13 protein-coding genes are annotated in these 14,792 nt (G+C 67.2%); 4 read left to right on the top strand and 9 right to left on the bottom strand.

The features are described 5' to 3' along the window. Window positions 1-23 precede the first annotated feature (23 nt). A complete protein-coding gene (locus AOP75_RS02910) occupies window positions 24-449 on the top strand; it encodes a hypothetical protein (RefSeq protein ID WP_062076853.1) in 426 nt (141 codons plus the stop codon). A 4-nt stretch (window positions 450-453) separates the two neighbouring features. Here the strand turns inward: AOP75_RS02910 and AOP75_RS02915 are convergent, their stop codons facing one another. The 3 genes from AOP75_RS02915 to sucC all read right to left on the bottom strand — a co-directional run bounded on the left by AOP75_RS02915 (window position 454) and on the right by sucC (window position 4,051). Next, on the bottom strand, window positions 454-1,746 hold the full coding sequence (locus AOP75_RS02915) for a cell division protein PerM (RefSeq protein ID WP_062076854.1): 1,293 nt from the start codon (window positions 1,744-1,746) through the stop codon (window positions 454-456). A 247-nt stretch (window positions 1,747-1,993) separates the two neighbouring features. Beyond that, window positions 1,994-2,872 carry a succinate--CoA ligase subunit alpha gene (gene sucD, locus AOP75_RS02920; RefSeq protein ID WP_062076855.1) on the bottom strand — a complete coding sequence of 293 codons (879 nt, stop codon included), beginning with the start codon at window positions 2,870-2,872 and terminating at the stop codon, window positions 1,994-1,996. Between the two features lie 12 nt (window positions 2,873-2,884). After that, window positions 2,885-4,051, bottom strand: a complete 1,167-nt coding sequence (gene sucC, locus AOP75_RS02925; RefSeq protein ID WP_062076856.1) for an ADP-forming succinate--CoA ligase subunit beta — start codon at window positions 4,049-4,051, stop codon at window positions 2,885-2,887. Between the two features lie 193 nt (window positions 4,052-4,244). Between sucC and AOP75_RS02930 the strand changes: the two genes are divergently transcribed. Continuing rightward, window positions 4,245-5,087, top strand: coding sequence for a L,D-transpeptidase (locus AOP75_RS02930; protein ID WP_062076857.1), 843 nt, complete (start codon window positions 4,245-4,247; stop codon window positions 5,085-5,087). 16 nt (window positions 5,088-5,103) lie between these two features. On the opposite strand, the gene AOP75_RS02935 is transcribed toward AOP75_RS02930, so the two are convergent. From AOP75_RS02935 to AOP75_RS02960, 6 genes are all read right to left on the bottom strand, one after another. After that, entirely contained in the window at window positions 5,104-6,054 is a 951-nt protein-coding gene (locus tag AOP75_RS02935) for an L-lactate dehydrogenase (protein ID WP_062076858.1), read from the bottom strand. Window positions 6,055-6,303: 249 nt separating this feature from the next. Next, window positions 6,304-8,883, bottom strand: coding sequence for a DNA helicase PcrA (gene pcrA, locus AOP75_RS02940; protein ID WP_083966650.1), 2,580 nt, complete (start codon window positions 8,881-8,883; stop codon window positions 6,304-6,306). Window positions 8,884-8,982: 99 nt separating this feature from the next. Continuing rightward, on the bottom strand, window positions 8,983-9,432 hold the full coding sequence (locus AOP75_RS02945) for a hypothetical protein (protein WP_062076859.1): 450 nt from the start codon (window positions 9,430-9,432) through the stop codon (window positions 8,983-8,985). 63 nt (window positions 9,433-9,495) lie between these two features. Next, window positions 9,496-10,617: a GGDEF domain-containing protein gene (locus AOP75_RS02950; protein ID WP_062076860.1), complete on the bottom strand. Its 1,122-nt coding sequence runs from the start codon at window positions 10,615-10,617 to the stop codon at window positions 9,496-9,498. A 110-nt stretch (window positions 10,618-10,727) separates the two neighbouring features. Next, window positions 10,728-11,378: a response regulator gene (locus AOP75_RS02955; protein WP_062076861.1), complete on the bottom strand. Its 651-nt coding sequence runs from the start codon at window positions 11,376-11,378 to the stop codon at window positions 10,728-10,730. Continuing rightward, complete coding sequence (locus AOP75_RS02960; protein WP_062076862.1) at window positions 11,375-12,397, bottom strand: sensor histidine kinase; 1,023 nt, start codon at window positions 12,395-12,397, stop codon at window positions 11,375-11,377. The genes AOP75_RS02955 and AOP75_RS02960 overlap by 4 nt, the downstream gene beginning before the upstream one ends. 182 nt (window positions 12,398-12,579) lie before the next feature. On the opposite strand from AOP75_RS02960, the gene AOP75_RS02965 reads away from it, so the two are divergent. Both AOP75_RS02965 and AOP75_RS12700 read left to right on the top strand, forming a co-directional pair. Next, window positions 12,580-14,265: a PspC domain-containing protein gene (locus AOP75_RS02965; protein ID WP_062076863.1), complete on the top strand. Its 1,686-nt coding sequence runs from the start codon at window positions 12,580-12,582 to the stop codon at window positions 14,263-14,265. After that, window positions 14,262-14,711: a hypothetical protein gene (locus AOP75_RS12700; protein WP_062076864.1), complete on the top strand. Its 450-nt coding sequence runs from the start codon at window positions 14,262-14,264 to the stop codon at window positions 14,709-14,711. The genes AOP75_RS02965 and AOP75_RS12700 overlap by 4 nt, the downstream gene beginning before the upstream one ends. Window positions 14,712-14,792 lie beyond the last annotated feature (81 nt).

The raw sequence follows: 14,792 nt of genomic DNA on the forward strand, positions 1-14,792 counted from the left end.
CCACCACCTACCTCAGGAGCACCGTGGCCGAGAACGAAACCCCGCGTCCCACCATGCCCGACAATGTCCGTCGGAGCGTGACGTGGTTCACCGTCGTGCTGGGCATCACCGTGGTGCTGTACCTGTTCTCGATCCCGCTGTCGTTTGGCATGCTCGTGACTGCTCCAATCGCGATTGTCATGGCGATCCGCATCCTGATCCTCACGCGCAAGAACAAGGCCATCTCAGGGTTCCGCTTGTCGATCACGCTCGGCATGGCGATGGCCGGATTCTCGCTGCTCATGGGAGTCACCATGGTCGTGTTCCAAGACACCATCGTGGAACTGCAGAACTGCATGGAGCGGGCCGTCACCAACTCCGCGCAGGCGCAGTGCGAGGCGGACTACGAGGACGCGATCAATGGCATTACTGAGGATATCTACGAGCGCTTCGGGATCACCGCGCCGTAGAGGTCTACGTGCGAGGGGTGGCTTCCGCCTCGGAGCGGGCCGATGCCCCCGTCTCGTTGTCAGGGCGCGTCACCGGACGCTCGGGTTCAGTCCCGCTGACCGACGCACGCGCGCGCCTGCGGGCCCGCCACTGCACGGCAGCGATGCCCACGGTCACCGTCGCGTAGCCCGCGAGGGTGAGTGCGATCACAGAGGCGGTCACCGGCACAATCGCGGGGCCCGTCGAGGCCAGCACTCCGGGTCCCATGGCTCCGGAGGCCATCGCGGCGAGTCCACCTGTCACCACCGCGGCGACCGCGAGCGCGACTCCGTCGCTCGCCGCGTCCTCCCACGTCAACGCGGCGCGCCGGCGGGTCATCACCCGTGCCACGCCAGCGAGCACCGCAAGTAGCGCCGGTAGCCACACCAGCCACGTCGCTGTCGCGTCCGGTAGTGCCGCCAAGAGCGGGATCTGTGGGAGCGCATCGGCCTGTGCCACACCTGGCGAGAACGATGTCCCCTCCCCCACCGCGAACCCCGGCCCCGCGAGGTAGGACAGCATCCACACAATGAAGGCGGGCGCGTAGGCCAACTGTGCAATCGCGAGCACAATGCCGCCAATGGCATCCACGCCCAGACCGGTCGCCCACTGTGCCATCTGGCCGCCGTGCATCACCACGGTCACCACGGCTGCGACGGATGCCGCGCACACCACGAGGGCCATCGTTGCCGTGCCCCTGCGCAGGCCGCGCCGGGCCCAGTCTGGCAGCTCGAGGATCCAGGAGAACGAGGCCCCATGCGCGCGCCAGATCCCGATGGCTGCCGACGCACCGGCCACCATCGCGGCGACCGTGCACGCGCGGACCACCAGGCTGCCGCCGTCGGCATCCGAGCCCAACGCGAAGGTGCCGATCACGCCCACGACTGCGACATATGCGCCCGTCGCGAGGCCCCAACTGACCCACGACCGCGTCGCGAAGCGCCGCGCACACGCGGCTACGACCGCGCCGCACAGAAGCGTGAGCCCCGCAGGCAGCAGAGTGAACGTGACCCCGCCTGCCACTGCGGGCACGCCGTGAGCCATGAGGAACACCGTGGTTGCGACGGAGAATGCCGAGCCCCAGTTGATGCCCGACGAGGTCGTGGCCCCGGGATCAGAGGCGATGACAGCCAGCGACAGCACCACCACCACGAGGTAGGGGATCAGCGCGCCTTGGAGTCCCGTCAGGACTCCGCCGACCCATCCCGGGTAGCCCGCAAACCAGCCCTTGACCGTGTGGGCCAGGGCGCGCGCGTCGTGGGTGAGGGAGCGTGGCATGGCTCCATGGTCACCCACCGGTCCGCCAAATCGAGGGACCGCCTCGCGCAGGCCGCCTCGCAGCCGACCGCCCCACCCACGCCCACGCCCCCTCTCGTGCATCTCAGTGCCGGAATCAGCACCTAAACCGGCACTCACATGCACGGGGGGGGTGGGGGCGCGGGGCGAGGGCGGGGGGCGGCAGGGGGAAGCGCAACGGCCCGCCTCCCCTACCAGCGGGGAGACGGGCCGTGACGGGTCGAACGACTTAGCCGTTGATGATGGCGCGCATCAGTTCGGCGGTCTCGGTCGGAGTCTTGCCGACCTTCACGCCTGCGGCCTCAAGGGCCTCCTTCTTGGCCTGCGCGGTGCCTGCGGAGCCGGACACGATGGCACCGGCGTGGCCCATGGTCTTGCCCTCGGGCGCCTCGAAGCCGGCAACGTAACCCACGACGGGCTTCGTGACGTGCTCCTTGATGTAGGCCGCGGCGCGCTCCTCAGCGTCTCCACCGATCTCGCCGATCATCACAATCGCTTCCGTCTCGGGGTCGTTTTGGAACGCCTCGAGGCAGTCGATGTGGGTGGTGCCGATGACGGGGTCGCCACCGATGCCGACGGCGGTGGTGAAGCCAATGTCGCGCAGTTCGAACATCATCTGGTAGGTCAGCGTGCCGGACTTGGACACGAGGCCAATCTTGCCGCTACCGGTGATGTTCGCAGGGGTGATGCCCACGTTGGACTGACCGGGCGTGATGAGTCCGGGGCAGTTGGGGCCAATCAGACGCACGCCCTTGGACTGCGCGTAGGCGAAGAACTCCGCGGTGTCAGCGACGGGCACGCCCTCGGTGATGATGACGGCGAGCTCGATACCGGCGTCGACGGCCTCGATGACCGCGGCCTTCGTGAAGGCCGGGGGCACGAACAACACGGTGACGTTGGCGCCGGTCTCGGCCATGGCGTCTGCCACCGATCCGAACACGGGGATGTCGGTGCCGTCGAAGTCGACTGACGTACCGGCCTTGCGGGGGTTGACGCCGCCGACGATGTTCGTGCCGGATGCGAGCATGCGCGCGGTGTGCTTCTGGCCCTCGGAGCCAGTCATGCCCTGGACAATGACCTTGGAGTCAGAGTTGATGAAGATAGCCATGTCTGATGCTCCTTACGCGTTGGCCAGCTCGGCGGCCTTGGCCGCTGCGCCGTCCATGGTCTCGACGATGGTGACGAGCGGGTGGTTGGCGGCGGCGAGAATCTCGCGGCCCTCCTCCACGGCGTTGCCGTCGAGGCGCACCACGAGCGGCTTCGTCGCGGAGACGCCGAGCTGCTCAAGAGCGCCAACAATGCCCTTCGCGACCTCGACGCACGAGGTGATTCCGCCGAACACGTTGACGAATACGCTCTTGACCTGCGGGTCGTTGAGAATGACGTCGAGGCCGTTGGCCATCACCTGAGCGGACGCGCCGCCACCGATGTCCAGGAAGTTCGCGGGCTTGACGTTCCCGTGGCTCTCGCCGGCGTAGGCGACGACATCGAGAGTCGACATCACCAGGCCCGCACCGTTTCCGATGATGCCGACGGAGCCGTCGAGCTTCACGTAGTTGAGGTCGAGCGCCTTGGCCTTCGCCTCAAGCGGGTCGGCAGCGTTCTTGTCTTCCAGACCAGCGTGGTCCGCGTGACGGAAGTACGCGTTCTCGTCGAGCGTCACCTTGCCGTCCAGCGCGATGATCTGGCCGTCTTCGGTGCGCACCAGGGGGTTCACCTCGACCAGCGTGGCGTCTTCATTGGCGTACACGCCCCACAGCTTCACGATCACGTCCGCGACCGAGTCCTTGAGGTCCTCGGGGAAGTTCGCCTCGTCGACGATCTCTCGCGCCTTCGCGGCGTCGATGCCCACGAGGGGGTCCACGGCGACGCGGGCGAGCGCCTCGGGACGCTCCACGGCGAGCTGCTCAATCTCCATGCCGCCCTCAACCGAGCACATGGCCAGGTAACGGCGCTGCGCGCGGTCCAGCAGCACAGAGAAGTAGAACTCTTCGGCGATCTTGGCACCCGCGGCGATCATCACGCGGTGCACCGTGTGGCCCTTGATGTCCATGCCCAGGATGGCCTCTGCGGCGGCTTCTGCCTCCGCGGGCGAGTGGGCGAGCTTGACGCCGCCGGCCTTGCCGCGGCCTCCGGTCTTGACCTGAGCCTTGACGACGACTGTTCCGCCGCCCAGTTGCTCTGCGGCGGCTTTAGCCTCCGCGGGGGTTTCGGCGACGATGCCGGGCAGCACGGGTACGCCGTGCTTTTCGAACATATCGCGCGCTTGGTACTCGTAGAGATCCATGTGCGTCCTTGCTTGTCGCGAACGGCGCGCAGGGTTAGCACGCCGGGGTCCGTGGAGCACAGCCTAGTACGTGCATGTGACGGCCTAGTAACGCGGCTGCTCGTCCTGTGGAGGAGGGCCGATGCCTGGGCAACGCCCCGTACAGACAGGTGCCCGTGCTGGCGTAGCTGCCGTTGTTGCTTACCCTTGACCGGTGACTTCCCCCGGACCTGACACCTCTCGCCGCCGACTCCCCCTGATCATCGCGGCCGCTGCCGCGGCCGTGATCACGGTCATCATCGTGATCCAGGTCTTGGGCGCTGAAGACGAGCCAGCATCGGCCCCATCCCCCACCCCCAGCACGTCACACACGGCGGCCCCCCACGAGCCCTCCCCGTCCCCCACGAGCAGCGCTATCGCCCTGGAACCAGGCGAGGCCGTGCTCACGACCGCCGTCGAGGAACTCGCTTTGTTTGCCGCTCCCGGCGACGCGTCACCAATCCAGACGTACGGCGAGTGGTCGGCGTACGGCGCCCCCACCACACTCATGGCGTTTGGCGCGCAAACCGTCGGGGACGACGAGTGGTTCCAGGTCGAGCTCGTCGGCGCCCCTAACCATCGCGAGGCCTGGGTGCGTGCGGACGATGTCACGGTGGAGTCCACCACGACCGCCGTGCACGTCTACCTGGAGGAACGCGAAGTTGACCTCGTCCAGGAGGGCGACATCACGCTCACCTCCGAGGCCGTCATCGGCGCCCCCGCGTCACCCACCCCAGTGGGAACGTTCTTCATCACGGACCCGCTGGACTTCTCCTCGAATCCCTCGGGCACCTACGGCGCCTATGCGCTCGGGCTCAACGGCTATTCGGAAACGCTGACGGAGTTCAACGGCGGGGATCCACAGATCGCCCTCCACGGCACCGACCAGCCCGACCTGATGGGTCAGGACGTATCAAACGGGTGCGTGAGGCTACCCAATGACGTGATCACGCAGATCGCCGATGCCGTGGCGCCAGGCACGCCCGTGATCGTCGCGGAAAGCCGCTCCGGGGCTTAGGTCGCCGCGGCGCCGGTCAGACTCCGAACTTGTCCGCAGTCTCGCGGATCGACCGTGCGGAGGCCTCAAGGGCGGCACGCTCGGCGTCATCCATGGGGACGTCCGCGTGGTGCTCAATGCCGTGGCGGCCAATGACCGCAGGCACAGACATGCACACCTCTCCGACGTTCGGGTAGTCGATGAGCGTTGACACCGGCATGATGCGGCGCTGGTCGCCAAGGACCGCCTCGACAATGCGGGCTCCCGCAGCACCAACGGCGTAGTTGGTCGCGCCCTTGCCTTCGATGATCGTGTAGGCGGAACGCATCACGTCGTGGTGAATCTGCTCGCGAGCGGCCTCATCCATCACGATCGCGCCGTCGCGGTCGCGCCACTCTGACAGCGGCTGGCCGCCGACCGTGGCCGACGACCACAAGGCGACCTCGGAGTCACCGTGCTCCCCGGCGATGTAGGCGTGAACGTTGCCCACCGCGACATCGCACTTGGCCGCGACCTGGTGACGCAGGCGCGAGGTGTCCAGTGCGGTACCCGAACCGAACATCTGTGCCGGGTCCATGCCGGACTTCTTGATGGCGGCAAGCGTCACGACGTCGACGGGGTTGGTCACCATGATGTAGATGGCGTCAGGTGCGACCTTGATCAGCGGCGGCAGCACTTTGTCCATGAGGCCGATGGTCGCGCCAGCGAGGTCCATGCGCGTCTGTCCGGGCTGCTGCTTGGCCCCTGCGGTGACGACAATGACGTCGGACCCGCGGCAGACCTCGACGTCGTCGGATCCCAGCACGGTCGCTTCCGGCATGAACTGGATGCCCTGCGCCAGGTCGAGCGCCTCGGCCTCGACCTTCGCCTTGTTGATGTCGTAGAGAGCGACCGTGCGCGCGAACCCGCGCATCAAGCCCGCGTATGCGAGCGTGGAGCCCACCGCTCCCGCTCCGATGATCGAGACCTTTGACGTCCTGGTATCCACGGGTTCCTCCTGGGTTCGCACGGGGGCTGGGGACTGCTGCGAGGCCAGCCTAGCGCCCGCCCATGCTCGGCGTCGGCCCTCCTCGCACCCCCTTTGCCAAATGGCTCCATTTGGCTGTTTTAGGGCCCTTCAACAGCGAAATGGAGCCATTTGGCGGGTGGGGGCGGGTGGGGTCGGGTAGAGGCGGGCGCAAACGGGCGCGAGCGGCCCGCGCACGCAGCCAGTGCGCCTCGGCGGCCGGTCGTGCGGCTAGAGCTTCTCGAGCGAGTTGAATCGCAGGACGAGTCGCTTGACACCTTCTGAGCCAAAGTCGACCTTGACGACTGCATTGCGGCCAGCCCCCTCGGTGCCGACCACCTTGCCCATGCCGAACTTGTCGCTCATTACGCGCTCCCCCACCTCGAAACCGATGTCGCCACCGGCCCCACCGGGTGGGCTGGGCGGGACACGCCTGGTCGAGACTGCGCCCGCGCGGCTGTAGGTGTTGCCGTCGGCGCGATCCTGGGAGCCGCCATAGCCGCCCCCGGAGCCATAGCCCATGCCTGACCACGAACCCGACCGGCTTGTGCCGCGATCCGACCGCGCCCGCAGCTGCTGCATTGACGTCTGCGCGATCTCCCACTCGATCAGTTCGGCGGGGATCTCCTCGGTGAAGCGCGACGGCCCAAAGTACTGCGGCGCACCCCAGCTCGACCGGACCTGAGCTCGCGTCAGGTAGAGCTTCTGGCGTGCTCGCGTGAGACCCACATAGGCGAGGCGGCGTTCCTCTTCCATGTCCTTTGTCGCGCCAGACTCGATCGATCGCATGTGCGGGAACGTTCCGTCTTCCATGCCGGTGAGGAACACGACGGGGAACTCGAGGCCCTTCGCCGTGTGCAGCGTCATCATCGTGACGACGCCTCCGCCGTCCTCGTTGTCGGGAAGTTGGTCCGCGTCCGCGACGAGCGCGACCTTCTCCAGGAAGTCCTCGAGGGTGCCGTCGGGGTTCTCCTCCGAGAACTCACGGCCAACGGCCACGAGCTCCATGATGTTCTCCACGCGGCTCGCGTCTTGAGGATCGTCGCTCGCGCGGTATGCGGTGAGCATGCCCGAGCGGTCGGCGATGGCATCGAGCACCCCGGCCGGCCCGTTGTCGACCGCGAGCGCGCGAAGGTCATCCATGAGCGACACAAAGTCGCCGAGCGCGCGCACCGCGCGCGGCTGCAAACCGGCCTCATCTGCCCGGCGTAGCGCGTCGCCAAAACTCACCGAGGCATCGGCCGTGGTCAGCGACCGCCGCAACCCATCAATGCCCTCGACCGCGGTGTCGCCGATGCCACGCTTGGGGGTATTGATGATGCGACGCATAGCGATGTCGTCATCCTCATTCACTACCGCGGCCAGGTAGGCAAGCATGTCCTTGATCTCTTTGCGCTCGTAAAAGCGCGTGCCGCCAATGACCTTGTACGGGATGTCCGCCCTCATGAAGCGCTCTTCTAGCGCACGGGACTGGGCGTTGGCGCGGTACATGATCGCCATGTCGCTGGGTGCGTAGTCCCCGCTGTCACGCAGCGCGTTGATCTGGTCGGCGATCCACTTCGCCTCATCCTGCTCGCTCTCGGCCGCGTAGCCAGAGATCTTTGCGCCCGCGCCGGAGTCTGTCCACAGGTTCTTGGGGCGCCGGTCAGCGTTGTTCTTGATCACCGTGTTGGCGGCGGTAAGGATGTTCTGAGTCGAGCGGTAGTTCTGCTCCAACCGCACAATATGCGCGTTCGGGTAGTCCTTCTCGAACTCCATGATGTTGCGAATCGTGGCACCACGGAATGCGTAAATCGACTGGTCCGCGTCACCCACGACCGTGAGTTCGCCTGGCGGAAGCGACGCGTCTCCCTCGGGACCAATGAGTTCGCGCACCAGCGTGTACTGCGCGTGGTTGGTGTCCTGGTACTCGTCGACCAGCACGTGACGGAACCTCTCGCGGTAGCGCCGGGCCACGTCGTCGTTGTTTTGCAGCAAGTGCACCGTGCGCACAATGATGTCGTCGAAGTCCACGGCGTTGGCGGCCTCAAGCCGGCGCTGGTACTCGCCGTACGCGCGCCCGGCCGCGTGGTCGATCGTGAACTTGGAGGCGGACTCCGTCAACACGAGCGCCTGCTGCGGGCTCATCAGTTCGTCTTTGAACTTGCCGATCCGGTTGAGCAATGCCTTCGCATTGAACTTCTTGGGGTCGATGTCGAGTTCCTTCGCCACCAGCTTCATCAGGTTCGCGGAGTCAGATGAGTCGTAGATCGAGAAACTCGACTTCAGGCCTGCGGCCTCATAGTCAGCGCGCAGCATGCGCACGCAGGCGGAGTGGAACGTCGACACCCACATCCGCCGAGCCTCCGGGCCCACGAGATTCTCGACGCGCTCGCGCATCTCCCCAGCGGCCTTGTTGGTGAAGGTGATTGCGAGGACCTCATGCGGGCGCGCGCGCCCGGACTCGAGCAGGTATGCGATGCGGTGGGTGAGCACGCGAGTCTTGCCGGACCCTGCGCCGGCCATGATCAGCAGCGCCTCACCCTGGTGCAGCACTGCCTCCGCCTGAGCCGGGTTGAGGCCCTGGACGAGCGGAGAGTCCTCGCCCAATGGAACAGCGGTGCGGGTGGAGGGGGCCGATGCCTGAGTGACGGGCGGCAACCAGGCTTCTGCTGGCATCGGCTCGTCTTCCGGCTCGGGAACGGGTTCGAAGTCCGGCTCCGGCCCGGGGTCAAAGCTGGGGTCGCCACCGGCGGCGGGCGCGGGCGGCGTGGGGCGGGCAGGCGTGGGCTGCGAAGGATCGGAGCCGTCGAGTTCGAAAAGCGCATCCATGACGGCCACGAGTCTAGGCGTTGGCGGTGACGTTCTCGACTGGCGGAGGCGGGCAGACCCAGGCTCCGTCCGCTTTCGTGACTGGGGCCGGGGATGTGATCAGTGGGCGGTCCCGCGCAGGGACGTCGCGCGTCGCGGAACAGTCCCGTAAGTCTCGCAAGCACTGAGCGCCTCGTCAGCCGCGCCGCGCACCACGGGATCTGGATCGCTCGCGAGCGTGAGCAGCGCCGCCCATACCTGCCGGTCGGCCGGTCCCCGGCCGGCCTGTGCGAGGATCGCGAAACTCTTCGCGACGGTCGTGCGGGCGTGCGCGCCACCCGTTGCGGCCATCTTCAGCAGTTCGGGAACTAGCGCTTCGAGTTCGCGAACGCGCTCGGCCCGGCGCTGATCGGTGCTGGCACGCGCCGGTGGCACCGGTGAGGCCGGACGCCGCGGCCAGATGGGAGGCGCGGGCTCCGACATCTGATGGTGGCCCACCCAGAAGGCGAGCGCACGCAAGCGATCGTCCACGTCATCCACGTGGACCGGATTAGCCATCGTCACGGTCATGGGGTCTCAGCTCTATCTACACCGCGGTGCGGAAGCAGTCTGAAATGTACCGAATGTCCGTTCTCAGAAACCTGAGCGACTCGCGGGATTGGGCGTGGCTGCCACGCGGACGCGCCGACGTCCGCTGGACTTCGCCTGGTACAGCGCGCCGTCCGCCCGCGCCAGCACCCGGCGAGCCGGCTCTGCCTGCTCACGCCGCGCCACTCCGCCGGACAATGTGAGGGCGAACGTTCCCGCGGGTGTCTCCAACGGCGTGCGGGCAAAGTCCAGACAGAGCCGCTCAAGGGTGCTCACCACGTCGGTCGCCTTGTCAGAGGACAGCACCAGAAACTCATCGCCGCCCCAGCGCGCGACCATGCAGGACTCACCCAGTTCCGCGGTCAAACGCTCGGCAACGGCAGAGATCACGGCGTCGCCAACATCGTGCCCATGGCGATCGTTAATGGTCTTGAAGTGGTCAAGGTCCACGAGCGCGACGCACGCGTACTGGCGAGCGTCCGCATCCAGCGCATCAAGTTCGCGCATCACCGGCCTGCGATTGGGGATTCCCGTCAGCGAGTCTGTGTTCGCGCGGCGCTCGCCATCACGCGCCAGTCGCACAAGTTCGCCTTCCGCGCGGGCCGTGCGCAACAGAATCAACACCGTGGAGGTCAGCACCACGGCGATTCCACCCAACCTGCTCGTGGTCGCGAGCAGCGCAAAGTGAGGGTCGTTGAGCGGAATGTCTGCTCCCGGTGGACTCCACCATTCGCATCCCAAGATCACCGCAATGACCGTCCCGCAGTACACCAGGCGCGTCTTCACCAGGCGCTCGGGAATGACGGCAAGCACCATGAAGCCAACCGCGAGGCACAGTATCTGCACGCCGGAGGACGTGGGATACGTCGCGGCATACGGCAGGAGGCTCAGCAGCGCCGTCGTCACAATGGTGACGCCAGCCGGCACTACCAGGCCGCGAAGCGCCATCACCATCGCGACTCCGTACGCGGCGGCACACAGCACACCTAGAGTCACGGTCAGCGGCGCGCGCTCAGGGATCCACGTGGAGAACAGGACAACGTAGAAGACCGTCGCGCACAGACCAAGGATGGCCAGCCCAACGATCACCTTCCGGCTCGGGGTGCCGCGCCTGTCATAGCCGGCGCGGATGAGTCCCCGATGCTCTCGCGCCCCTCGCCGCATCATGATGAGCCTCATCGTAGGGCAGTGCGGCCGCGCGGGCGCGCCGAACCGGGTGAGAGACGACTGTGCACGCGGCGTTTGAGCTCGTGCGTTGCTCCCCGCGACCGGGCGTGTCAGACGATGCGCCGCTGCGCCGCCCAGTGCGCAAGCTCGTGACGGTTCGACAACTGCAACTTGTGCAAGACCTTGCCGACGTGAGTTTCCACAGTCTTAATGGAAATGAAGAGCTTGTCCCCCACCTCTCGGTAGGTGTAGCCGCGAGCGATGAGCCGCATCACTTCCTGCTCCCTCGCGGTGAGCTGATCGAGCTCGTCGTCTTCCACAGCAACCTCGCCGCCGGCGGCGCCGAAGGCGTCCAGGACAAACCCCGCCAGGCGTGGAGAAAACACGGCGTCGCCGCCGGCCACGCGGCGCACCGCATCGGAGAGGTCGGGTCCGGAAATCGACTTCGTCACATACCCGCGAGCGCCAGCGCGAATCACCGACACCACGTCTTCGGCGGAGTCAGAGACGCTTAATGCCAGCGTGCGAGTGCCGTCAACGCGGCCGCGGATCTGCGACAACACGTCCAGTGCCCCACCCCCCGTTCCTCCCGGCAGGTGCACGTCGAGGATCACCACATCTGGGCGAAGGTCGAGAATCTCCGCGACAGCGGACTCCACATCGCGCGCCTCCCCAAGCACCTCAATGGAGTCGTCGAGGCTTTCCCGCACCCCCACGCGGATGACGTCGTGATCATCCACGATCACCACGGACACACTCATCGGTTCTCCTCTCGAGGCACACAAATACTGACTTCCGTACGACTGCCCGGCGCCGACTGCACTACCGCTTGGCCATGATGGCGCTGCACACGCCCCACGATGGATTGCCGAATTCCCCAACGATCATGCCCAATGTCCTCGGGATCGAAGCCCGGGCCGCCGTCGCGGACGAACACCTCGCATTGGTCCGCCGTGAGTTCCGCGTACAGGGAGTATGGGCCAACCGCGTGACGAGCGGCGTTCGCAGCGGCCTCCCGCGCCGCAGCCACGGCGGCTCTGAGGTTGTCCGTCAACGGCGCATCACCCACGGTGACAGTGTCGAACACCACGCCATAGGCGTCTTCCACGTCCGCGACAACGTCGGCAATTGCCGTCGCCACGGAGTCGGCCGGATCGGGGCGATTGGCATACAGGTAGGCGCGCAGGTCTCGCTCTTGGGACCTCGCGAGGCGCGCCACGGTGTCGGGCTCGTTCGCCCTGGCACGGATCAGCGTGAGCGTTTGCAGCACTGAGTCATGCAGGTGCGCTGCGATCTCCGCGCGCTCGTGCTCCCTCACGCGTTCCGTGCGCTCGATCGAGACTTGGCGCAGCAGGCGCAGCCACCACGGCGCGAGCATCAGCGCCACGCCCACCACGACCACGAGCGACGTCACAACGGAGCGCAGCGCCAACGAGTCCGTGAAGTCCCACATCGCGAACCATCCCAGCGCCGTGATGCCGAGCGCGAAGCCCACCAAGAGCCGCAGCCAGTCGTCGCGACGGAACAGTCCGCTCACGTCGAGCCGGCGCGCGTCCTGGCCGAAGGCACCGTCGAGTGGACTCCACGTCAATCCCAGCGACACCAAGAACAGCAGCGTGGGCAGCAGCCAACCAGGAATGTCCTCCGTGCCCCACCGCTGGAATGCAAGAAGCGTCGCGCCACCCAGCAACGCGAGGCCTAGCAGGGCGCGCCACCACACGGGCGCGCCACGGCGCTGATGCAGAGGCTGGGCGATGCGCGTCGCCGACGTGGTGCTCACGGGTACATCGTCACACAGCGCCCAGCGGCGGTGACGGGAAGAGGTCCACGATCAGGGTGGCGCCCACAGGAAGATCAGGGTGCCAATCAGGGTGATACCTCATGGCGGGGTGGCCCACACGGCGGGAACACTAGTGACATTGCTAGACACCTCCGCGGTGTCCGAGACCACGAAGGAGCACCATGAGCGAGAACCCGCAGCCCCCCAAGGAGGCCGCGTTCTTCACCGCTATCCGCGACTGGGAGCTGACCCGCAGCGACCGCGGGCTAGGAGGCGTCGCGTCCGGACTTGGCGCCAGGGTGGGCATGGCCCCAGCCCCGGCCAGGTTGATTACCATCGTGGCGGCCGTGATCCTGCCCGGCGTGGTGCTCCTGGCCTACGCCGCCGCATGGGGCCTGCTGCCCGACCGGCGCGGCTCAATCGTCATTCAGGACTTTGGGCGCGGCATCACGAACGTAGGCGCGCTGCTAGGCATCGCCGTGATGGCGGTCCTTGGCTTCGCTAGCCTCGACAGCGGCGGCCTCCTGAACTGGTGGGGCGGCGGCTACGACCTGTGGTGGATCCACGATGCCGGCCCGTTCGAGCTTCTCGCCGCGTTCTTCGCGATCGTCATTCCCCTGGCGGTGCTTGGCGGGCTCGTGTTCCTCATCGTCTACCTGGTGCGGCGCAGCAAGGCATCAGGCCAGGTACCTCCCGGCACACCCGCAGCTGGCACCACGTGGTCGTCCGCTCAGGAACCGCAGCATGGCGGCCGGGCTGCCGGCCCGGCATCCGCTCAGCCGTCGGACGTCCCCGCCTCCGCGCCTGGAGAAGAGCCTTCAGGCGCCACTGCCCCGGTCAAGCACCCGTCGGACTCGTCAGACACCTCCGCGAACGAGGCAACCGACCTCTACTCGGGCGACCCCGCCAAGCCCCAGCCATGGGAGCCGGCCCTTACCCCAGGCGACCCCCGTGCGGGACTGCCGCCGGCCGGGCCTGGCAAGCGGGCATCGGCCCGTCGCAACGACGCCAGTGCCTACGCGTGGAGCACCTCGACCGGCCAGCCCGCGCCGGCTCCAGCACCCGCCTACACTCCGCCACTGCCCCCAAGGGCGCCGCGTGTTCCCGGCCCCGGCAAGGGCGCGTGGTTGGCACTCCTGGGAGTCGCCCTCTTGTCTGGCGCGGGCGTCATCATCGCCGAACGCGTCGGGGACCTCACTGTCGCCTGGCCGCTGGCATGGTTCGCGGGCTTCGCGGTGGGCCTGGGCCTCATCCTCGTGGTCGTGGCGCTCAGTGGACGTCGGCTCGGGTTCCTGGGATTCGTGTCCGTGCTGGTCGCGATCGCCGGCGTGGCGTTTTCCGCGAACTCCGATGACCTCCGCGCTGCGTACGACGACGCGAGCGCGAGCTTTGGTTGGACCTACCAGGAAGACTCGGGCTACGGCATCGAACCGACCCCCGGTGTCGACGAACCGGATCAGATCTCCGTTGCCGAGGCGTTCGGCGACGACTACTCCACCATGTACATCGAAGGTGCCTGCTACGACACGTCACGCTTTACCAGCGACGAGGAATGGAGCATGTGGTTTGGTTACGACCTCGACCCCACGCCCAACGCTGTCAACCGCTACGACGCCGTCGACGACGACACCTCGGCGACGCTCCGCGCCGAGGTCACCGACGTGACGATGCCCGCCGGCACCTCGCTTCACGTCACGGGCGTCAGCGGCCAGTTCATCGTGTGGCCGGACCGCGAGGTGTATTGCGAGATCTGGTCGGACGTGTCCGACGGCCCCGTCGTCGAACTCGTCAACCCTGACACCCCCGTGCTCACCCTGTCCGCCTACGAGGGCGGCACCATCATCGTCAACGAGGAGGTCACCCCGTGATCACCACCACTGCACCGCGCCGGCGCGCCGGTCAACGCCTCTCCTCTGCGATCTGGGGCCTGCTCGTCATCGGCTCGGGCGCGCTCATGATCCTCACGTTCTCGGGGTACGCCGTGGACCTGGAACTGTTGGGCATCATCCTGCTCGCCTCGCTGGGCGGGTGGCTGATGTTGTCGGCAGCGCTGTCCGGCCTAGGTCGCAAGCGCGAAATCCGCGAGGCCACCGCGCCCGTGGTCGAAGAGCCACACGACGACGCCCACGCAGGCACCGCGCCTGACGCCGATGACGCGCTCGACCGGACGGCCTCCCCCGACGCAGACGCGCTTGCAACGCCGAACGGCCCTGAGTCAACGGGCGCCGCGGGTCCCGCAGACCCGACAGACCCCGCAGACCCCACAGGCCCCGCAGACCCGACAGACCCCTCAGACCCGGAGCCGCGCAGCTAGAGGCCGCTCCGTCCTCCGCCGCCGGGTGCGCTTGCCATCGCGCGCCCGGCGGCACTTCTTTGTCTGAGCCAAGGCGCGGCA

The sequence above is a fragment of the Demequina globuliformis genome, assembly GCF_000975155.1.
Taxonomy (GTDB): Bacteria; Actinomycetota; Actinomycetes; order Actinomycetales; family Demequinaceae; genus Demequina; species Demequina globuliformis.